This is a genomic window from Streptomyces sp. CB02261 (assembly GCF_001905665.1).
GTDB lineage: Bacteria > Actinomycetota > Actinomycetes > Streptomycetales > Streptomycetaceae > Streptomyces.
The window spans coordinates 143,855-163,610 of sequence record NZ_LIVX01000005.1; the positions used below are offsets into that span (position 1 = coordinate 143,855).

A 19,756-nucleotide genomic window follows, 5' to 3' on the forward strand; every position below is an offset into this window, starting at 1 on the left:
CTGCGTCTCGCCGGGCGCCCGGCGATCTCGGCCGACACGTCCGAAAACTGACGTTCCCTCACCTAAACCTCGCGCGCACCAAGATCGCCGTTTCGAGGTAATGCCCTCCGTCCGATGGGGCGGACCGTAGTCACCGGCCGTTACTGTTCCCCCGGATCTGGACGGATTGCCAGGGCTTCACTCCTGTTCCTCCCTTTCCTCCCCCTTCTCTTCTGTCGCCGGTCGGCGCCCCCGTGCGCCGGCCACCACCCCCCTCCGAAGGAGAGCCCGCCCCATGACCGTCGACACCAGCCCGGACGCACAGCTGGACGCCCCGAAGCAGTCCAGCCTCAGCACCGCGGCCGCCCGGAACCTCGCCACCACGACCAAATCCGCCCCGCAGATGCAGGAGATCAGCTCCCGCTGGCTGCTGCGGATGCTCCCCTGGGTGGAGACCAAGGGCGGCGCCTACCGGGTCAACCGTCGGCTGAGCTACACGGTCGGGGACGGCCGCATCGAGTTCGTCCAGGACGGTGCCCGGGTGCGGGTGATCCCCCGCGAACTCGGCGAACTCGCCCTGCTGCGCGGCTTCGAGGACGAGGAGGTGCTGAACGAGCTCGCCAACCGGTGTGTGCAGCGCGACTTCGGCGCCGGCGAGGTACTGGTCGTACGCGGCGCGCCCGCCGAGCAGATCCATCTGATCGCCCACGGCCGGATCGGCCAGACCTCCCTCGGCAAGTACGGCGACGAGGTGGCCGTGGCCGTCCTCGCCGACGGTGACCGCTTCGGTGAGAACGCCCTGCTGGACGCCGACGCCCGCTGGGACTACACCGCCACCGCGGAGACCTCCGGCACGCTCCTCACCCTCTCCCGCGCCGAGTTCGCCGCCGTACTCTCCTCCGCGCCGGCGCTCCAGGCCCACATCCAGGAGTTCAGCTCACTCCCGCTCCAGCGGCAGAACCGCCACGGCGAGGCGGAGATCGCCATGTCGGCCGGCCACACCGGCGAGGTCGAACTGCCCGGCGCCTTCGTCGACTACGAGCTCAATCCGCGCGAGTACGAACTCTCCGTGGCGCAGACCGTGCTGCGGGTCCACACGAGGGTCGCCGACCTCTACAACGGGCCGATGAACCAGACCGAGGAGCAGCTCAGGCTCACCGTCGAGGCGCTGCGCGAGCGCCAGGAGCACGAGCTCATCAACAACCGGGAGTTCGGTCTCCTCCACAACGCCGACTTCAAGCAGCGGATCCAGACCCACTCCGGCCCGCCCACCCCGGACGACCTCGACGAGCTGCTCTGCCGCCGGCGCGGCACCAAACTCTTCCTCGCCCACCCGAGGACCATCGCCGCGATCGGCCGCGAGTGGAACGCCCACGGGCTCTACCCGGACACCGTCGAGCTCGACGGACAGCGGGTCCTGGGCTGGCGCGGGGTCCCGATCCTGCCCTGCAACAAGATCCCCATCAGCAAGGAGAACACCAGCTCCATCCTCGCGATGCGCCTCGGCGAGGACAACCAGGGCGTCATCGGCCTGCGCCAGACCGGACTGCCGGAGGAGTACGAACCGGGCCTCTCGGTGCGCTTCATGGGCATCAGCGAGCAGGCGATCATGTCGTACCTCGTCACCACGTACTACTCCGCCGCGATCCTCGTGCCCAACGCGCTCGGCGTCCTGGAGAACGTGCAGATCGCCCGCAGGCGCGACTAGGGGGAGTCCTGTCGATCAGGCCGGGCTCGCCAGGACACTCCCCGATCCTCATCCCGGACGCCCGGCTCGCGGCGCCCGGCACCGGTGCTCGCGGGCCGCCCCCCGTCCGTCCGCCGCGGCCCGGGCCCTCCCTGACCGTGGCGGACGGCGCCCGGGAGACCGGACAGTCCACCCCGTCACCAAGGAGTCACGGATGCCCGAACCCGGGCTTTCCCCTCTGCAGTCGAGCCTGCCCACCGCCGCCGGCCACTTCGCGGCCCACGTCCTCGGGCTCGCCGCTCCGCCCGGCGAGCCCCTCGCGAGCGCCGAGGCCGCGGCGCCCGTCGCGGCCTCGGCGGCCGCGCCGCCCCACCCCGCGCCGGGGTGGATCCCGCCCGGCCCCACCGGGCTCGGCACGGCGGGCCTGTCCCTGGCCCGGCGCGCGGCGGTGTCCGCGCCGCCGGAGCCGTCGGCCCCGGCACCGGTGGCGGGGCGCCCGATCCCGGGCCTCTACTTCCATCCCGTACCGGAACCGGACCCGGCACGGGTGGACGAGGTCAGCCGCCGGATCAAGGCCTGGGCCCTGGACGAGGTCCAGCTGTTCCCCGACGACTGGGAGGGCGAGTTCGACGGCTTCTCCGTCGGGCGCTACATGGTCGCCTGCCACCCGGACGCCCCCACCGTCGAGCACCTGATGCTCGCCACCCGCCTGATGGTCGCCGAGAACGCCGTCGACGACTGTTACTGCGAGGACCACGGCGGCTCGCCCATCGGTCTCGGCGGGCGTCTCCTCCTCGCGCACACCGCCCTCGACCCGCTGCACACGACGAAGGAGTACCAGCCGGCGTGGGCCGAGTCGCTCCACGCGGACGCCCCGCGGCGCGCCTACCGCTCCGCCATGGAGTACTTCGTCGGCCAGGCCACCCCCTCCCAGGCCGACCGCTTCCGTCACGACATGGCCCGACTCCACCTCGGGTACCTCGCGGAGGCGGCCTGGTCCGAGACGGACCACGTCCCGGAGGTGTGGGAGTACCTGGCGATGCGCCAGTTCAACAACTTCCGCCCCTGCCCCACCATCACGGACTCCGTCGGCGGCTACGAACTGCCCGCGGACCTGCATGCCCAGCCGGCCATGCAGCGCGTCCTCGCCCTCGCCGGGAACGCCACCACCATCGTGAACGACCTGTACTCGTACACGAAGGAACTCGCCAGTCCCGGCAAGCACCTGAACCTGCCCGTGGTGATCGCCGAACGGGAAGGCCTCTCCGACAAGGAGGGGTATCTGAAGGCCGTCGAGGTCCACAACGACCTCATGCGCGAGTTCGAAGCCGCGGCCGCCGAACTCGCCGCCGCATGTCCCGTCCCGAGCGTGGTGCGCTTCCTGCGGGGCGTGGCCGTGTGGGTCGACGGCAACCACTACTGGCACCAGACCAACACCTATCGCTACAGCCTGCCCGATTTCTGGTAAGAAATGGAATTATCTGTGACCAGCACCGAGTTCACCACCGCCACCGGCACCTCCGCGTTCGTCCCCTCGCCGGCGACGCCCTACCAGGGCGACATCGCCCGCTACTGGAACGACGAGGCCAGGCCCGTGAACCTGCGCCTGGGTGACGTCGACGGTCTTTACCACCACCACTACGGGATCGGCGACATCGACCACGCCGCCCTCGGGGACACCGAGGACAGCGCGTACGAGAAGAAGCTGATCGCCGAGCTGCACCGGCTCGAGTCCGCGCAGGCCGAGGTGCTCCTGGACCACCTCGGCTCGATCGGGCGTGACGACACGCTCGTGGACGCCGGCTGCGGCCGTGGCGGTTCGATGGTCATGGCCCACCAGCGGTTCGGCTGCACGGTCGAGGGCGTCACCCTCTCCGCCAAGCAGGCCGAGTTCGGCAACCGGCGCGCCAAGGAACTCGGCATCGACGACCATGTGCGCGCCCGCGTCTGCAACATGCTCGACATGCCCTTCGAGACCGGGCAGGCCGCGGGCTCGTGGAACAACGAGTCGAGCATGTACGTCGACCTCCACGACCTCTTCGCCGAGCACTCCCGCGTCCTCGCGGTCGGCGGCCGTTACGTGACCATCACCGGGTGCTGGAACCCGCGGTACGGCCAGCCGTCGAAGTGGGTGTCCCAGATCAACGCGCACTTCGAGTGCAACATCCACTCCCGCCGCGAGTACCTGCGCGCGATGGCCGACAACCGTCTCGTCCCGCAGGCCGTCATCGACCTCACGCCCGACACCCTGCCGTACTGGGAGCTGCGTGCCACCTCGTCCCTCGTCACCGGCATCGAGGAGGCGTTCATCAACTCCTACAAGGACGGCTCCTTCCAGTACGTCCTGATCGCGGCCGACCGGGTCTGACCGCGCGCGGGCCGGGTCCGTCAGCCGACGGACCCGGCCCTTTCGTCCGTCCTGGCGGCGCCGGATCCCGCACGGTCCGTCAGCTCGGCGACCTCCGCGAGGAGTCCGGCGCGGTCGATGGCGTCGGTGGCGGTCGCCGGGACGGTGCAGGCGTAGGCGCCCGCCACCGCGCCGTAGAGAGCGCACCGGTCGACGTCCTCGCCCGTCAGCCGGCCGAAGAGGAACCCGGAGGCGAAGGCGTCGCCCGCTCCGTTGGTGTCGACGACCGGCGCGCGGGGCGTGACGGCCGGGACGTGGACGAGTCCGCCGGCCGTCAGGACGTACGCGCCCTCGGCTCCCGCGGTGGCGACCACGACCTCGGCCCGGCCCCGCTCCAGGATCCGGCGCATGGTGCGCTCCGGCTCGGCCAGGGCGGTCGTCGAGACGAAGACGACGTCCGCGCCGTAGGCGAAGGGCTCGTGATAGGGGTTCTCGCCGTCCCAGTTGTGCAGGTCCGTGGAGATGCCGAGGCCCGCCTCGCGCAGGTGCGGGAGGGCGTGGGCACACGGGTACGTGATCGAGACGTGGGCGTGGCGGCTCGCCGAGGCGAGGGAGCGGACCAGCTCCCCGGGCAGCCGGTCGGACTCCCGGGACCGGCTGTCGTCGTAGAGCGAGAGCCGGCGGCCGTCGGGGCCGACGAGGTTGACCGCCCGCTTCGTACCGCCGGGCAGCGGGACCTCGGTGAACTCGATGTCCCGGTCGCGGTGGAAGGCGCGGACGAGGTCGCCGGCGGAGTCGTCGCCGATCATGTCGAGGTGATGGGTCCGCAGGCCGAGAGCGCTCAGGCCCAGGGCCACGAAATCGCCCGTCTGCCCGGCGCGGGTCTCGATGCCCGGCCGGATCATGTAGCTGTCCGCGTACGGCAGGGGGAGCTCGGGCACGTACACGATCGTGTCGACGCCCGCCCCTCCGAGAACGAGGACGTCGTACCGGCCGGTCATCGTGGCTCCTCTCGCGGGCCCGCCTGCTCGCTCGGGGAGTCAAGCAGCCGGCACCGATCCCGGCAAGTGCTTGCAGGAAATTTCAGCAAGCGATCGAGAGGTGTTCGCGGCCGGTGGGCGCGGATCGCCCGGGCGTGATCCGTGTGGATGGTATGGACCTGACAAGTCCGGGTCGCTAACGTACGCGGTGCTCGTCTGAGAGCGCTCTCAACGTCCTCTTTCCCCCACCAGGAGGCTCCTGTGAGACGAACATCCGCCCTGCGCACCACCGTCGTGGCCCTCTTGCTCACCGTCGGACTCGGCGCCGCCCACACCGTCCCCGCCGCGGCGGAACCTCCCAGCGCCACGCCCACCGCCTCCGCCGGACTCCTCGAAGCCATGCGCCGCGACCTCGGGCTGACGGACCACCAGGCCGCCGAACGGCTGCGGGCCGAAAGGGACGCGGCCCGCGTGGAGGCCGAGGCGCGGCGGGCGGCCGGCGACTCCTTCGGCGGCGCGTGGTTCGACGCGCGCAGCGGACGGCTCGTGGTCGGGCTCACCGACCGCGGCGACGAGGCGGAGGTCCGGGCGCTCGGCGCCGACACCCGGCTCGTCCGGCACAGCGCCGGCGCGCTCGACCGGGCCAAGGCCCGGCTCGACACCCGCCCCGCGCCCGCCGGAGTCGCCGGCTGGCACGTGGACCCCCGGTCCAACAGCGTCGTCGTCACCGTCGTCCGCGCCGACCGGGACCTGCCGGCCGTGCGCGCCTTCGTCGACCGGGCCCGCGCGACCGGTCCCGTCACCGTCGCCGAGACGGCGGCCGCGCCCCGTACGTACGCGGCGGGAACGGTCGGCGGCGACCCGTACTACACCGGCAACGTCCGCTGCTCCATAGGGTTCTCCGTGCACGGCGGCTTCGTCACCGCCGGGCACTGCGGCCGGGCGGGGGCCGCCGTCCGAGGCTGGGACGGCTCCGCGATGGGCACCTTCCAGGGCTCCTCGTTCCCCGGCGACGACTACGCGTACGTGAGCATCCACAGCGGCTGGTGGACGGTACCGGTGGTCCTCGGCTGGGGGACGGTGCCGGACCGGCTCGTCCGCGGCTCGGCCGAGGCGCCCGTGGGGGCGTCCATCTGCCGCTCCGGCTCCACGACCCGCTGGCACTGCGGCACCGTCCTGGCCAAGAACGAGACGGTCAACTACAGCCAGGGGGCCGTGTACCAGATGACGAAGACCAGTGTGTGCGCGGAGGGCGGTGACTCCGGGGGCGCGTTCATCAGCGGCGACCAGGCCCAGGGCGTCACCTCCGGCGGTTGGGGCAACTGCTCCACCGGCGGCGAGACCTGGTTCCAGCCGGTCAACGAGATCCTCGGCCGCTACGGCCTGACGCTCCACACGGCCTGACGGTCCGCGCCACGGCGTGCGTGCCCCGGGCCGGTGGTCGCGAACACGCGACCACCGGCCCGGGGCCGCGGTGCCGACGCCCCTCGAGGCGCCGTCAGGGCAGCTTCACGAGCCCGCGAGGGGCCGCGGCCACGGACCGGCTCGCGTGCCGCCGTGGTGAGCCGGACCGGAAGCCCTCGGCGAGGAGCCAGGCGACATCGAGGGAAGGTGGCCGGCGGCCCGTCCTCAGGGTCGGCGTGGTCGTCACCGCCGCACCTCGGTCTCCGTGCCGGTGATCAGCCCGGCTCGCCCTTCTCGGCGTCGCCGCGTGGCGGGATGACGTCGAGCAGCTCCAGGAGGTACAGGAAGGCGGCGGCCATCGGCCTGTCCCCGGTCTCCTCGCGTACGCGGTCCCAGTCGACCCGCTCACGCACGCCCCGCGCGACCGGCAGGAGCTTTCCGTAGTCGCAGTGGTGCTCGGACAGTGCGGCCAGTCGGCCCACCATGAGGTCGGTCGGGTCGATGACCGGCATGTGCACCGAGTCCACGGGCAGCGTCCACGCCCGCTCCAGCAGCTCCGAGGTGACCGGCCGGCCGGCGAGGGAGAAGATCAGGTCGATGTGCTCCCCGCCCCTGCGGGCCTTCACCAGCCAGTCCTCCGGCGGGTCGACGATCTCGATCCCGTGGTCGCGCAGCAGACCCGTCACGGTGTCGGCGTCCTCGCGCCGCACGGCGAAGTCCGTGTCGTGCTGCAGCCGCACCGGGATGCCGTAGGCGTACGCGGCGACACTCCCGACCAGGGCGAACGGGCAGTCCGATGCCTTGAGGACACCGGCGATCTCCTTGGTCACCTCGAGAATGGCCTGGGTGTGGTCCAGCGGGAGAGCCTGCTCCGGCGTGACGCCCGCCGCGTGTGCCGCGGGATCCGGGATCCGGGCGGGATCCGGGTCGCCCGGGGGCACGGGGGCGTCCGCCGCGCGGCCTTCGGCCAGGTTCATGAAGGTTCCTCCTCACGGGTGCCGCCTGCTCGTCGAGGGGCGGGAATCTGCGGCTACCCCGAACGCCGCGGAGAACGCGTCCGGGGGCGACTCCGCTCCTCCAGGAGGTCGAGCACGGCCCGTTCGACGGCGCCCTGTGTCGCCGGATGGCCGAACACCCCGTGCTCACCGAGGCGTTCGAGCACGGCGGCGACCGTGACCCCCTCGGTGAACCGTTCGATGACGCGTGGAGCGATGTACGAGCTGCGACAGACCGCCGGGGTGTTGCCAAGATAGTCGCTCACCTCGCACACGGCCCGCCGCACCGCCTTCCGGCGTGCCGTCACCGACTCGGCCCCCGCCTCCTCCGACACCGCGAGCGCGACGGCGGCGAGGACGGTCGCGTGCCAGGTACGGAAGTCCTTGGCGCTCATGTCCACGCCGGACCGGTCCCGCAGATAGGCGTTGAGGGCGTCCGCGTGCACCTCGTACCACGCCCGGCCGCTCCAGTACGCGAAGAGCCGCGGGCTGTCGCCGCCGCGGCGCACGAGGGCACGGACCACCCGGTGGGCCGGCTCGTCGACGAGGGCGGCCGTCACCTGCTTGCCCGACTTTCCGGGGTAGTCGAACTCGATCCGCCCGCCGGAGCAGCTGACCTGGGACCGCAGGAGGGTCGTCAGGCCGTACGAGCCGTTGTCGAGCCGGTAGCGGTCCCCGCCGACGCGGAAGAAACCCAGGTCGAGCAGGCGGGCCGCGCAGCCCAGGACCCGCGCCTCGCAAAGCCCGCGGCGCCCGAGGTCGCGCTCGACGGCCGCCCGCAGCCGGGGCAGCGCGGCGGCGACCTCGTGGACGTGCTCGTGCTTGGCGCGCTCCTGCCGGGCGCGGAACTCCTCGTGGTACAGGTACTGCCTGCGGCCCGATTCGTCCGTGCCGACGGCCTGGACGTGGCCGTTGGGCCAGGGGCAGATCCACACGTCCCGCCAGGCGGGGGGAATCGCCAGGGCCTGGACGCGATCCCGGTCGGCCTCCCGAAGAGGCCGGCCCCGAGCGTCGCGATAGCTGAATCCTCGGCCGTGGCGCACACGTCGCCATCCCGGGCCGCCGGCGTCACTGGTCCTCAGTCGCACGCCGTACCTGTGCCCCGGATCCGCGGGATCACGCGAGCCGGAGCGCTGGCCGCGTCGCGCGCGGTCGAGCGCGCGGCCCCGGCGGGCGGACGCGCCGCGGGAGATGCGCCGGTACGGGGTTGATCCCGGTCCGTGTGGGCAGCGGCAGGACAGGACGCCGGCGGACGGCGGGAGGTGCCCGTGATGGACGAGGCTCGTCTCTCGGAACGTGAGCGACGCATCCTGGCGGAGATCGAGCAGAGGCTGGAGCAGGACCGGCCGCTCGCCCGCAGGCTGCGCCCGAGGCGGCACGGGCCGCCGGGCGGGGCCGACGGAGCGCGCCGAAGACCGGCCGGCCTCGTGCTCGGCGTCCTCGGCGCGGTGACGCTGGCCCTGTTGGTCCTGGCCGTCGCCACCGAGGCCCCGCTCCTGATCTGGGGCTTCGCCGCCAGCTGGGTCCTGACCCTGGTCCTCCTGCTGCGCCTGGTGGTCCGTTGGGCGCGGCGCAGGACAGCGGCGCCGCGCACACCCGAGAGGTGAGGCGCGCTCCGCGCCAGGGGTTACGGGGGTCCCGGCCGGGTAGCCGCGCAGCCGTCCCGGTACGCCACGACCGAGGGAGATGACCGTGATGGTGCACGACACGATCAGGGTGGACGCCCCCGTGCGCGAGGTCTACGACCAGTGGACGCAGTTCGAGGAGTTCCCCCGGTTCATGGACGGGGTGGAGGAGGTCCGGCAGCTCGACGACCGGCACTGCCACTGGCGGACGCGTGTCGCCGGGGTGACCCGTGAGTTCGACACCGAGATCGTCGACCAGCTCCCCGACGAGCGGATCGCCTGGAGGACCGTCGGCGGGGACGTGAAGCAGCGGGGCGTCGTGACGTTCCAGCGCCTCGACGACGCCCACACGGAAGTGACGCTGGCGATGGGACTCGAACCGGAGGGCGTCGCCGAGAAGGCGGCGGCCGCCGTCGGCATGGTCGACAGCCGCGTCGGCGGCGATCTGCTCCGATTCAAGGAGTTCATGGAGGAGCACGACAGGGCGACCGGTGGCTGGCGCGGCCGGCTGCGGCCCGCCGGAGCACCGGAACCCATGGAGGGCCGGGACGCACCCGGAGCGCCCGGGGACCCGGAACGGCCGTAGGCGCAGGACCCCGCGGCGCCGAGGTGACACCAGTGACGGGAAGGAGGCTCGCGACCCATGCAGGGTGACAACCGTGCGGAGGCAGAGGTCGGAACGGAACACTTCGGAACCCCCCACGGCGCGGGCGACGACGAGACGGCGGCGCCCGTCGCCGTCCTCGTCCGGCCCGGCAGGCCCTCGGGGACGGTCGTCATCGCGGTGCGCGGGGAACTCGAGTACGGCACGTCCGCGCCCCTGCGCGAGGCCCTGGAGGAGAACACGGGACCCGGTCGCGTCGTCGTCGACTGCTCGGGACTGCGGTTCTGCGACTCGACCGGACTCAATCTACTGCTCAAGGCCCGGTCGGTGATGCAGGGCGACGGCGGGAGGCTGGACCTCGCGGGACTGCGCGCTCCGGTCGCCCGCATGTTCGAGGTCACGGGGGCGCGGACCGTCTTCCGCGTGTACGAGGACACGGCCGCGGCACTGGCGGACACCCCGTCGGCCTAGCTCCATCACCCCAGGACACGGGGCGGACGCTCTCCGGAGGTCCACCCACGTGCCCGGCCCTAAGGTGGAGTGGTGGGGCACCGGCCGGGAGCGGACGGCATCCCGGTTCTCCCGCCCCTGGCGTGCAGAACCCCGTACGCGAGGTCCTTCATGGTAGAGCGCAGAATGGTGCCCCCAGGCGGCGAGAAGCCGCGCGTCCGGGCCGCCGGGAACGGCGGGAGCGACGAGAACGGCGGGAACGGTGACGACGGGCTGCGACGCCTGCTCGTCGGACTGACCGCCGTGCGGGACGGCGAGCTCTCCGTACGCCTGGCCGAGGGCTCGGACGGCGTCCTCGGCGAGATCGCCGGCGTGTACAACGACATGGTCGAACGGCTCTCCCTGCTCACCTCGGAAGTCACCCGCGTCGCCGGAGAGGTCGGAGGACAGGGTCTGCTCGGCAGTCGGGTGCGCGAAGCGCGGGCACGCGGGGTGTGGCAGGAGGTCACCACCGGCGTCAACACGATGGCGGACAACCTCACCTCGCAGGTGCGGTCCATCGCCCAGGTCGCCACCGCCGTCGCACGCGGCGACCTCACGCAGAAGATCCGGGTCGACGCACGCGGCGAGGTCCTGGAGCTGAAGGAGACCATCAACACGATGGTCGACCGGCTCTCCTCCTTCGCGGAAGAGGTCACCCGGGTGGCCCGCGAGGTCGGCACGGAGGGAAAACTGGGCGGCCAGGCCACCGTGGGCGGGGTGTCGGGCACCTGGAAGGACCTCACCGACAACGTCAACTCGATGGCCGACAACCTCACCAACCAGGTGCGCAACATCGCCCAGGTCACCACCGCCGTCGCACAGGGCGACCTGACCACCCGGATCGACGTGTCCGCGCGCGGCGAGATCCTGGAACTCAAGACCACCATCAACACCATGGTCGACCAACTCTCCTCGTTCGCCGCCGAGGTGACCCGCGTGGCCCGGGAGGTGGGCACGGAGGGCAAGCTCGGCGGCCAGGCCGAGGTCGAAGGCGTCTCCGGCACCTGGATGCGCCTCACCGAGAACGTCAACGAACTCGCCGGGAACCTCACCCGCCAGGTCCGGGCCATCGCCGAGGTCACCAGCGCCGTCGCCGAGGGCGACCTCACCCGCTCCATCACCGTCGAGGCGCCCGGCGAGGTCGGCGAACTCCGCGACAACATCAACGCCATGGTCGAGTCCCTGCGCGTCACCACCCAGGCCAACCAGGAGCAGGACTGGCTGCAGACCAACCTCGCCCGCATCACCGGACTCCTCCAGGGCACCCGCGGCCTCGCCGAGATGGCCGAGCTGACCATGGCCGAGGTGCCGCCGCTGGTCTCCGCCCAGTACGGCGCCTTCTTCGTCGCCGAGGAGGACGAGCGCGGCCCCGGCCTCGTCATGGCCGCCTCGTACGGGCTCCCCGAGCCGGCGGAGGGCGACGCACCGCGCCGCTTCCGGCCCGGCGAGGGACTCGTCGGCCAGGCGGCCCACGGCCGCCGCCCCCTCGTCGTCGACCCGGTGCCGCAGGGGTACGTCACGATCTCCTCCGGCGTGGGCTCCGCGGAACCCCGCGCCCTGATCGTGCTCCCCGTCGTGGTCGAGGACCAGGTGCTCGGCGCGGTCGAACTCGCCTCCCTGCACCCCTTCACCGGTCTGCGCCGTGACTTCCTCGACCGGTTCGTGGACAGCGCGGGCGCCGTCCTCAGCTCCCTGGTCGCCAACCTGCGCACCGACGCGCTGCTCGGCCAGTCGCGCACCCTCGCCGACGAACTGCGCACCCGTACGGACGAGTTGCAGGCCCGGCAGCAGGAGCTCCAGCGCTCCAACGCCGAACTCAAGGAGCAGGCCGCGCTCCTCGCCGAACGCAACAAGGACATCGAATCGAAGAACCGGGTCATCGAACAGGCGCGGCAGGAGCTGGAGACCAGGGCCCAGCAGCTCTCCCGCACCTCCATGTACAAGTCCGAGTTCCTCGCCAACATGAGCCACGAACTCCGGACCCCGCTCAACAGCCTCCTCATCCTGGCCCGGCTGCTCACCCAGAACCCCGAGGGCAACCTGACGCAGAAGCAGGTCGACTACGCCGAGGTCATCCACTCCGCCGGATCCGACCTGCTCCAGCTGATCGACGACATCCTGGACCTCTCCAAGGTGGAAGCGGGCAAGATGGAGGTCCGGCACGAACCGTTCGCCATGTCCCAGCTCCTGGAGTACCTGGAGTCGACGTTCGGCCCCGTCGCGGACGAGCGCGGCCTCGACTTCGCCGTCACCGTGTCACCCGACGTGCCCGGCCACCTCACCACCGACGAGGGACGACTGCGCCAGGTGCTGCGCAACCTGCTCTCCAACGCGCTGAAGTTCACCGACACGGGCCGCGTCGAGCTGACCGTCGCGCACACACCCCCCGACGAGGCCCCGGCCGCCCTGCGCGACGGCCGTCCCGTCCTCGCCTTCCGGGTCACCGACACCGGCGTCGGCATCCCCGCCGATCGCCTCCGGCACATCTTCGACGCCTTCCAGCAGGGCGACGGCACCACCGCCCGCCAGTACGGCGGGACGGGCCTCGGCCTCTCCATCAGCCGCGAGGTCGCCCGACTGCTCGGCGGCACCATCACCGTCGAGAGCACACCCGGCCGGGGCAGCACCTTCACCTTCCACCTCCCGGAGCGCGCGGTGCCCCGGGATCCGGTCACCGCCGCGTCGGAGGACGATCCGCCGAACCGCGACAGCGGCGCCGCCGACGCGGCCGCCGGCGGCGACCGCCCCGGCTGGGCCGGGAGCACGGTCCTCGTCGTCGACGACGACACCCGGAACGTGTACGCGCTCACCGAGGTCCTGGAGGCGCAGGGCCTGCGGGTGCTGACGGCCGACGGCGGCCGCCACGGCATCGACCTGGTGGCCGCGCACGAGGAGATCCGGCTGGTCCTCATGGACGTCATGATGGCCGGGACGGACGGCTACCGGGCCATCGAGGAGATCAGACGGCTGCCCGGCCGCGCCGCGCTCCCGATCATCGTCGTCACCGCGAAGGCGATGCCCGGTGACCGCGCGAGCGCCTTGGAGGCGGGCGCCGACGACTACCTCGCCAAACCGGTCGACCAGGCGGAACTCCTGGTCACGATCAGACGCCGGCTGGCGAACCGGCCGACCGGGTGACCGCACCACCAGGCGCCGTGCCTCTCAGTCCCGATCCCGCAGCCGGACCGCCACCACGCTGGTGTCGTCGTCGGTGTCCCCCGTCACCATGCCGAGCAGCCCGTCCACCAGCTGCTCCAGGTCCTCCACGGACGCGAGTTCCTCCGCGGCGGCGACCAGCCCGCCGAGTCCGGTGTCCAGACCGTCGTGGCGCCGCTCCACCAGACCGTCCGTGTACAGCAGCAGCGTGTCCCCGGGCCGCAGCGCCGTACGGCGCTGCTGGTACCTGGGGGAGACCGTCGCACCCAGCAGGATGTCCCGGGGCGGGTCGAGCAGCGTCGCCCGGCCGCCCCTGAGCAGCAGCAGGGGCAGGTGCCCGGCGCTCGACCAGACGAGTTCGCCGTCGTCGGGGTCGTACAGCGCGCACACCGCCGTCGCCGTGCTCCCGCCGCCCGTCCGCAGCGTCACCTCGTTGAGCCAGCCGAGCAGCTGCCCCGGACCACGGCCGGTGAAGGCGAGCGCCCGCTGCGCGTTGCGCAGGGCGACCATGCCGGTGACGGAGTCGATCCCGTGCCCGGCGATGTCCCCTACGGCCACCAGGACCTTGCCGCTCGGCAGCGGCAGCACGTCGTACCAGTCACCGCCCACCTGGTACTCCTCGGCCGCCGGCCGGTACCGGGCGGCCACCACGAGGCCGCCCGGCAGCCCCTGCAGCGCCGTCACCTCGGGGACGATCGCCCGCTGGAGCTGGAGCGCCAGCTGATGACGGATGTCCGCCTGGTCGCGGACGGCGTTGAGGTGGTCGAAGGTCGCCGTCAGGGCGAGCTCGGTGCGTCTGCTCGCCGACACGTCCTGGTAGACCCCCACGCAGCCGGTGACCGTCTCGCCGTCGAGGAGCGGCTCCGCCGCCACCCGGACATGGCGCACCGAGCCGTCCGGGAGCAGGGCCCTGAGCACCGTCTGGCCGCCCGCGCCGCGCTCCGTCAGGGTCGTCAGCAGCCCGGTCAGCGCCTCGCCGTCGTCCCTGTGGATCCGCCCCCGGAGCGCGAGGAGCGGCACCGGGGCCTCGTGCCGGGACATCCCGAAGATGCCGTACGCCTGCTCGGACCACACCGTCTCGCCGCCGTCCAGGCTGTCCTGGAAGGTGGCGACCGTCTGGAGCCTCGCGACGGCCCGGCCCACCGCGAGCCGACGGTCGCCCGCGGTGTGCCAGAGGACGACGGCCAGCTCCTCGCCGGCCGGCAGGACCCGTACGTCCAGGAGCGGTGCGGGATCCCCCTCCCGCCCGGCGCGGGCCGCGACCGGGAGCCGGGCGGCGTGCTGGGCGCGCCGGGTCCGCCGGACCCGCCGCACCAGCCGGGCGAGCTCCCGGTGCGCCAGGGGGAAGAGACGGATCAGGGACCTGTCGTCGGCGGGGAGCGGACCGCCGAACGAGGCCGCCGCCTCCTCGTTGGCGTGTTCCACCGTGGGGGCGCCGGACGTGCCGTGCGTCCGCAGGAGCACCCCGGGGTGGGTCAGCGCGTCGAGGACGTCCACCAGCACCGGGGCGCCGGGCCCGGGTGAGTCGGGAAGGCCGAGGACCGTGCTCGCGACGGTCATCAGCTGGGTGACCGCCCGCCGGGTCCGGGGGTCGAACACCCGGGGCTCCGGCCAGCCGACCAGCGCCAGGCCGATCGTGGCACCCCGCCGCCGCAGCGGCACGAGCGCGCGGGCCGCGACCGCCGACGCACCCGGGAGCGCGGCGGCGTCCGCCGGGCCGCCCCCCAGCCACAGCGGCGCGTTCTCGACGAGGGCGGTCCGCATGGGCGCGGGCGCCGCAGGGGGGATCCCTCGCCAGGCAGCCGCCTCCGTCGCGGAGACACCGGCGCATCCGGCGAGCCGCAGATGCCCGGCGTCGGCGCACCGCCACAGCCACAGGCTGTCCGCGCCGAGCAGGGTCAGCCCGCCTTCCAGGAGGGTCAGGGCAGCGTCGCCGACGCTGTCCGCCGTCTCGGCGGCGGAGGCCGTGCGACGGAGCCGGCGGGCCGGGAGGGGCGGTTCCGGTCCGGGATCGGCGCGCGGGTCACCGGGGGCGGCGACGGAGTTCACGATGTCGGCGGCGAGGTCCTCCGGCGACACCCCCGTCGCTCGGGCGAGGTCCTCCAGATGGTCGGCGGCGCCGGCCGTGGACTGCCCCAGCTGGACGGCGAGCATCCCGGTGGCGAGATCGATCAGACGACGGCGCGCCGCCCGCTCCCGCAGCCGCCGGTTCTCCGCGGCGAGCCCGGCGAAGCCCGACACCGGCTGGAGGGCGGACGCCTCCGACGAACCTCCGGAACCCGTCACGGCGACCTCCGATCCGCCCGCACGGCGACGTACAGAGAGGTGGAGCAGATACGTGTACGAAAAGGGACAGAAGATGTGATACGCGTACGAATTCTACCGGGGGTCCCGCCGCACGGCCGGGAGCGCCGGGGCACCCGGAAGACCCCTGGACGCCGGACGCCCCTGGGCCCGCTCCTCGGCCCGGCGGCGGCGACGCGGTGGGCGCGCCGGTCGCCGCCGGGCCAGGGCCACGGGGTCAGGACAGGTCGAACCGGTCGAGGTTCATCACCTTGTCCCACGCCGCCACGAAGTCACGCACGAACTTCTCCCCGGCGTCCTGGGACGCGTAGACCTCCGCCAGGGCCCGGAGCTGGGAGTGCGAGCCGAAGACGAGGTCGACCGCGGTGGCGGTCCACCGGACCTCGCCCGTCGCGCGGTCGCGGCCCTCGAACACGTTCTCCGTCGCGGTCGACGGCTTCCACTCCGTGCCCATGTCCAGCAGGTTCACGAAGAAGTCCGTGGTCAACGTCCCCGGCCGGTCCGTGAACACCCCGTGGCGGGCCCCCCGGAAGCCGGCGTCCAGGACCCGCATGCCACCGACCAGGACCGTCATCTCGGGGGCGGTCAGCGTCAACAGGTTGGCCCGGTCGAGCAGCAGCGTCTCCGGCGACAGCTTCTCTCCCGCCGGGAGGTAGTTGCGGAACCCGTCCGCCCTCGGTTCGAGCACGGCGAACGCCTCCACGTCCGTCTGCTCCTGCGAGGCGTCCGTACGCCCCGGTGCGAAGGGGACCGTGATGGCGTACCCGGCCTTCCGCGCGGCCTGCTCGACGGCCGCGCAGCCGCCGAGGACGATCAGGTCGGCGAGCGACACCCGTACGCCGTCGGACCGGGAGGCGTCGAACTCCTGCCGGATCTGATCGAGGGCCTGCACCGTGCCGGCCACCTCGGGGAGGTCGTTCACCTCCCAGTCCCGCTGCGGCGCGAGCCGGATCCGGGCGCCGTTGGCGCCGCCGCGCATGTCGGTGCCGCGGAAGCTCGCCGCCGACGCCCACGCCGTGGTGACCAGGTGGGCGAGGGTCGGTACCGCGGCGAGGATCCGCTCCTTGAGGGCCGCGACGTCCGCGTCGCCGACGAGCGGGTGATCGACCGCGGGAACCGGGTCCTGCCACAGCTGCGGCTCGGGGATCCACGGGCCGAGGTAGCGCGAGAGGGGCCCCATGTCACGGTGGAGCAGCTTGTACCAGGCCTTGGCGAACGCCTCCGCGAGCTGGTCCGGGTTCTCGTGGAAGCGCTTCGCGATCGGGCCGTAGACCGGGTCCAGCTTCAGCGCGAGGTCCGTCGTCAGCATCATCGGCGCGTGCCGCTTCGACGGATCGTGGGCGTCCGGCACCGTGCCCCGGGCCGAGGGGTCCGTGGGCGTCCACTGCTTGGCGCCCGCCGGACTCGTCGTCAGTTCCCAGTCGTACCCGAACAGGTTGTCCAGGTAGCCGTTGTCCCACTTCGTCGGTTCGGTGGTCCAGGCCCCCTCGAGTCCGCTGGTGAGCGCGTCCACGCCGACGCCGCTGCCGCACGTGTTCCGCCAGCCGATGCCCTGCTGCTCGACGGGCGCGGCCTCCGGCTCCGGACCGATGCACTCCGGATCGACCGCACCGTGACACTTGCCGAACGTGTGGCCGCCGATGATGAGAGCGGCCGTCTCCTCGTCGTTCATCGCCATGCGCCGGAACGTCTCGCGAATGTCCCGGGCGGAGGCGATCGGATCCGGATTCCCGTTGGGGCCCTCCGGATTGACGTAGATCAGCCCCATCTGGACGGCGCCGAAGGGACCGGTGAGTTCCCGCTCGCCGCTGTACCGCTCATCTCCCAGCCAGGTGTCCTCCGGCCCCCAGAAGACCTCCTCCGGCTCCCAGATGTCCTCCCGGCCGAATCCAAAACCGAACGTCTTGAACCCCATGGATTCCATGGCGCAGTTGCCGGCGAACACCAGCAGGTCGGCCCAGGAGATCTTCCGGCCGTACTTCTGCTTGACCGGCCAGAGGAGCCGGCGCGCCTTGTCGAGGCTCGCGTTGTCGGGCCAGCTGTTCAACGGGGCGAAACGCTGGGCGCCGTCGCCGCCACCGCCCCGGCCGTCCTCGATGCGGTACGTCCCCGCCGCGTGCCAGCTCATCCGGATGAACAGCGGTCCGTAGTGGCCGTAGTCGGCGGGCCACCAGTCCTGCGACGCCGTCATCACCTCGAAGACGTCCCGCTTCAGCGCGTCGACGTCCAGCGTCGCGAATTCCTTCGCGTAGTCGAAGTCCTCGTCCATGGGATCGGACTGGGGTGAATTCTGGTGGAGCACCTGGAGGTCGAGCTGATTCGGCCACCAGTCCCGATTCGTCCTGGGGCGGGTCGCCGTGGGAGCCGGGGAGGGGATTGCCGGGTTCTCGCTTTCGCTGCCGGACACGTCCGTCCTTCTTCCTGTCGCGGTGTTTCCGTCTGCCGGCCGCCTGCTCTTGACGCCGCCCGCTTCGCCGGGTCAAGACTGCGACGTGGCGTTCGTATGGTCGCGCACCGCATACCGCCCCGCTGAGAGAACACGCAGGGCACCGCCGCATAACACGCGGTCGAATTCCGCGAGCCGGCGAGGGACCGGCCGGCTCCGCCGGTCCCCGCGGGCCTAGAGTCCGGCGACCTTGGCGCTCGCCGACAGCTCGTAGACCAGGGTGACCGTACGGCGCCCGCCGGGCGCGAGAGCCACGTCCCAGCGCGCGATGCCCTCGGCGTCGACCGTGTCGGGCGCGGGCGAGCAGGCCTCCTTGCGCAGCCGTACCTCCACGGCCGAGACCTCGGAGACGGGGACGCGCTCCCGGAGGACGACCACCCGCTCACCGAGCTCCCCGGGCGCGGAGAACCGCGACAGATGCAGCCGGACCGTGCGCGTGACCACGGTCCGCTGCGTGATCCCGGTGGTGTCGCGGGACTCCTCGGCCACCCGCACGACCCGGTGGTCGTCACGGCTGCCGAAGGCCAGCTCGACCGGGGCGCCGGGGGTGGCGAAGTCCAGTGTGCCGCGACCGGTGAAGCCGCTGCCCCGGATGAGGTCCACGGGCCCGGCCAGCAGGACGTGTCCGGACAGGTTGTCGAACCGCACCACCTGGGTGACCAGCGGGGACAGCTCGGGCGAGCAGGAGTACTCGCTGCGCGCGGCCGTGGTGAACGCGGAGAGCGGCACCCGGTGGGCGCGGCCGTCCGAGGGCACCGAGACCGGCGCGGGGGCGTGCAGCACCCGCGCCTCGCCGCCGTCGTCGACCCCGGGCAGGCCGAGCACCGGCGCCGGCCCCAGGTCCCCGATCTCCTCCTCGCGGATCTCGACGTCGACCGTGCGGCGCTCCGCGGCCGTGCGGTCCTTGAGCGTCAGCCGGTCCTCCGAGAGGCGGGGCGGGTCGGTCGCCAGCGCCGAACGGGCCGTCGACAGCGTCAGCCGGGCGTCGGACCAGTCCTCACCGGTGCGCTGCCAGACCACCGCCTCGGTCTCCAGCGTCAGCGCGTCACCGTCGAGCACGGCCCGGTAGGCCGGCCGCCACAGCGCGCACGGCGTGAGATGGGTCAGGCGCAGCCCGACCGGCCCCGCGACCGAGGCGTCCACGGTCAGCTCGACGTGGGCGAGCAGCTCCGCGGGCTCCTCCTCCGTGAGCTCCGTGGCGTGCTGGACCTCGCGCAGCTCGGTGGCGAGCGCGGTCAGCCGGGCGTCCACGGCACGGAGCTGCTCGCCGTAGGTGTCGCGCTCGGCGTCCACCCGGTCCAGTTCGCGGGCCCAGCGCGGGCTCTCGGTCTCCCCGGAGCCGGCTCCCTCGCCGATCTCGCGCAGCACGTCGGTGGCGACACGGCCGAGGAGGTCGAGGCGGGCCCGCAGCCGCTCGCTCCTCTGCCGCAGGCCGAGCCGCTCCTCCTTCAGGGCGTGCGCGCGGTGGCGCAGGGCGGAGTCCCCGTCGGCGGGCGGCCGGGGGCCGCGCGGTGTCCAGGCGCGGACGACACGCACGTCGAGCACGGTGGCCGGGTGCCCGGAGGTCACCTCGGCATGGAGGGTACGGTCGACGGCCAGCGCGCTGACCGGGCCGAGGCGCAGCCGCTGGACCCCGGACTCCAGGTCGAGTGCGACGGCGCGCTCGACGTGGGCGCGGTCCTCCAGGAGGGTGACGGCGGTGACGGGGACGGCGATCGTCTTCGAGACCGTGGACAT

14 protein-coding genes are annotated in these 19,756 nt (G+C 72.8%); 8 read left to right on the forward strand and 6 right to left on the reverse strand.

What is annotated here, in order from left to right:
• Positions 1–274: 274 nt before the first annotated feature.
• From AMK29_RS18035 to AMK29_RS18045, 3 genes are all read left to right on the forward strand, one after another.
• Positions 275–1,687, forward strand: a complete 1,413-nt coding sequence (locus tag AMK29_RS18035; protein ID WP_073814063.1) for a family 2B encapsulin nanocompartment shell protein — start codon at positions 275–277, stop codon at positions 1,685–1,687.
• 193 nt (positions 1,688–1,880) lie between these two features.
• Positions 1,881–3,134 (forward strand): family 2 encapsulin nanocompartment cargo protein terpene cyclase, encoded by a 1,254-nt coding sequence (locus AMK29_RS18040; RefSeq protein WP_073814065.1) that lies wholly within the window; start codon positions 1,881–1,883, stop codon positions 3,132–3,134.
• Positions 3,135–3,137: 3 nt separating this feature from the next.
• A complete protein-coding gene (locus tag AMK29_RS18045; RefSeq protein ID WP_073814067.1) occupies positions 3,138–4,034 on the forward strand; it encodes a geranyl diphosphate 2-C-methyltransferase in 897 nt (298 codons plus the stop codon).
• A 20-nt stretch (positions 4,035–4,054) separates the two neighbouring features.
• On the opposite strand, the gene AMK29_RS18050 is transcribed toward AMK29_RS18045, so the two are convergent.
• Positions 4,055–5,014 carry an adenosine kinase gene (locus AMK29_RS18050; protein ID WP_073814069.1) on the reverse strand — a complete coding sequence of 320 codons (960 nt, stop codon included), beginning with the start codon at positions 5,012–5,014 and terminating at the stop codon, positions 4,055–4,057.
• A 240-nt stretch (positions 5,015–5,254) separates the two neighbouring features.
• Between AMK29_RS18050 and AMK29_RS18055 the strand changes: the two genes are divergently transcribed.
• Positions 5,255–6,397: a S1 family peptidase gene (locus tag AMK29_RS18055; RefSeq protein ID WP_073814071.1), complete on the forward strand. Its 1,143-nt coding sequence runs from the start codon at positions 5,255–5,257 to the stop codon at positions 6,395–6,397.
• 275 nt (positions 6,398–6,672) lie between these two features.
• Here the strand turns inward: AMK29_RS18055 and AMK29_RS18060 are convergent, their stop codons facing one another.
• A complete protein-coding gene (locus AMK29_RS18060; protein ID WP_073814073.1) occupies positions 6,673–7,374 on the reverse strand; it encodes a nucleotidyltransferase family protein in 702 nt (233 codons plus the stop codon).
• A gap of 53 nt (positions 7,375–7,427) precedes the next feature.
• Positions 7,428–8,480, reverse strand: a complete 1,053-nt coding sequence (locus tag AMK29_RS18065; RefSeq protein ID WP_073814075.1) for a DNA topoisomerase IB — start codon at positions 8,478–8,480, stop codon at positions 7,428–7,430.
• 183 nt (positions 8,481–8,663) lie between these two features.
• Between AMK29_RS18065 and AMK29_RS18070 the strand changes: the two genes are divergently transcribed.
• From AMK29_RS18070 to AMK29_RS18085, 4 genes are all read left to right on the forward strand, one after another.
• On the forward strand, positions 8,664–8,999 hold the full coding sequence (locus AMK29_RS18070) for a DUF3040 domain-containing protein (RefSeq protein WP_073814077.1): 336 nt from the start codon (positions 8,664–8,666) through the stop codon (positions 8,997–8,999).
• An 88-nt stretch (positions 9,000–9,087) separates the two neighbouring features.
• The gene (locus AMK29_RS18075; RefSeq protein WP_073814756.1) at positions 9,088–9,603 is read left to right on the forward strand and encodes an SRPBCC family protein; all 516 of its coding nucleotides are present in this window, start codon (positions 9,088–9,090) and stop codon (positions 9,601–9,603) included.
• Positions 9,604–9,660: 57 nt separating this feature from the next.
• Positions 9,661–10,092, forward strand: a complete 432-nt coding sequence (locus AMK29_RS18080; RefSeq protein ID WP_079196953.1) for an STAS domain-containing protein — start codon at positions 9,661–9,663, stop codon at positions 10,090–10,092.
• A gap of 150 nt (positions 10,093–10,242) precedes the next feature.
• A complete protein-coding gene (locus AMK29_RS18085) occupies positions 10,243–13,251 on the forward strand; it encodes a hybrid sensor histidine kinase/response regulator (protein WP_079196954.1) in 3,009 nt (1,002 codons plus the stop codon).
• Positions 13,252–13,275: 24 nt separating this feature from the next.
• Here the strand turns inward: AMK29_RS18085 and AMK29_RS18090 are convergent, their stop codons facing one another.
• The 3 genes from AMK29_RS18090 to AMK29_RS18100 all read right to left on the reverse strand — a co-directional run bounded on the left by AMK29_RS18090 (position 13,276) and on the right by AMK29_RS18100 (position 19,756).
• Entirely contained in the window at positions 13,276–15,555 is a 2,280-nt protein-coding gene (locus tag AMK29_RS18090; protein WP_073814079.1) for a SpoIIE family protein phosphatase, read from the reverse strand.
• 235 nt (positions 15,556–15,790) lie between these two features.
• Positions 15,791–17,980 (reverse strand): catalase/peroxidase HPI, encoded by a 2,190-nt coding sequence (gene katG, locus AMK29_RS18095; RefSeq protein WP_073814081.1) that lies wholly within the window; start codon positions 17,978–17,980, stop codon positions 15,791–15,793.
• A gap of 213 nt (positions 17,981–18,193) precedes the next feature.
• Positions 18,194–19,756, reverse strand: a complete 1,563-nt coding sequence (locus AMK29_RS18100; RefSeq protein WP_073814082.1) for a mucoidy inhibitor MuiA family protein — start codon at positions 19,754–19,756, stop codon at positions 18,194–18,196.

Coding starts and splice junctions, on each gene's coding strand:
- AMK29_RS18035 (WP_073814063.1), top strand. CDS start 275: ATGACCGTCGACACCAGCCCGGACGCACAGCTGGACGCCCCGAAGCAG.
- AMK29_RS18040 (WP_073814065.1), top strand. CDS start 1,881: ATGCCCGAACCCGGGCTTTCCCCTCTGCAGTCGAGCCTGCCCACCGCC.
- AMK29_RS18045 (WP_073814067.1), top strand. CDS start 3,138: ATGGAATTATCTGTGACCAGCACCGAGTTCACCACCGCCACCGGCACC.
- AMK29_RS18050 (WP_073814069.1), bottom strand. CDS start 5,014: ATGACCGGCCGGTACGACGTCCTCGTTCTCGGAGGGGCGGGCGTCGAC.
- AMK29_RS18060 (WP_073814073.1), bottom strand. CDS start 7,374: ATGAACCTGGCCGAAGGCCGCGCGGCGGACGCCCCCGTGCCCCCGGGC.
- AMK29_RS18070 (WP_073814077.1), top strand. CDS start 8,664: ATGGACGAGGCTCGTCTCTCGGAACGTGAGCGACGCATCCTGGCGGAG.
- AMK29_RS18075 (WP_073814756.1), top strand. CDS start 9,088: ATGGTGCACGACACGATCAGGGTGGACGCCCCCGTGCGCGAGGTCTAC.
- AMK29_RS18080 (WP_079196953.1), top strand. CDS start 9,661: ATGCAGGGTGACAACCGTGCGGAGGCAGAGGTCGGAACGGAACACTTC.
- AMK29_RS18085 (WP_079196954.1), top strand. CDS start 10,243: ATGGTAGAGCGCAGAATGGTGCCCCCAGGCGGCGAGAAGCCGCGCGTC.
- AMK29_RS18100 (WP_073814082.1), bottom strand. CDS start 19,756: ATGTCCACGGTCTCGAAGACGATCGCCGTCCCCGTCACCGCCGTCACC.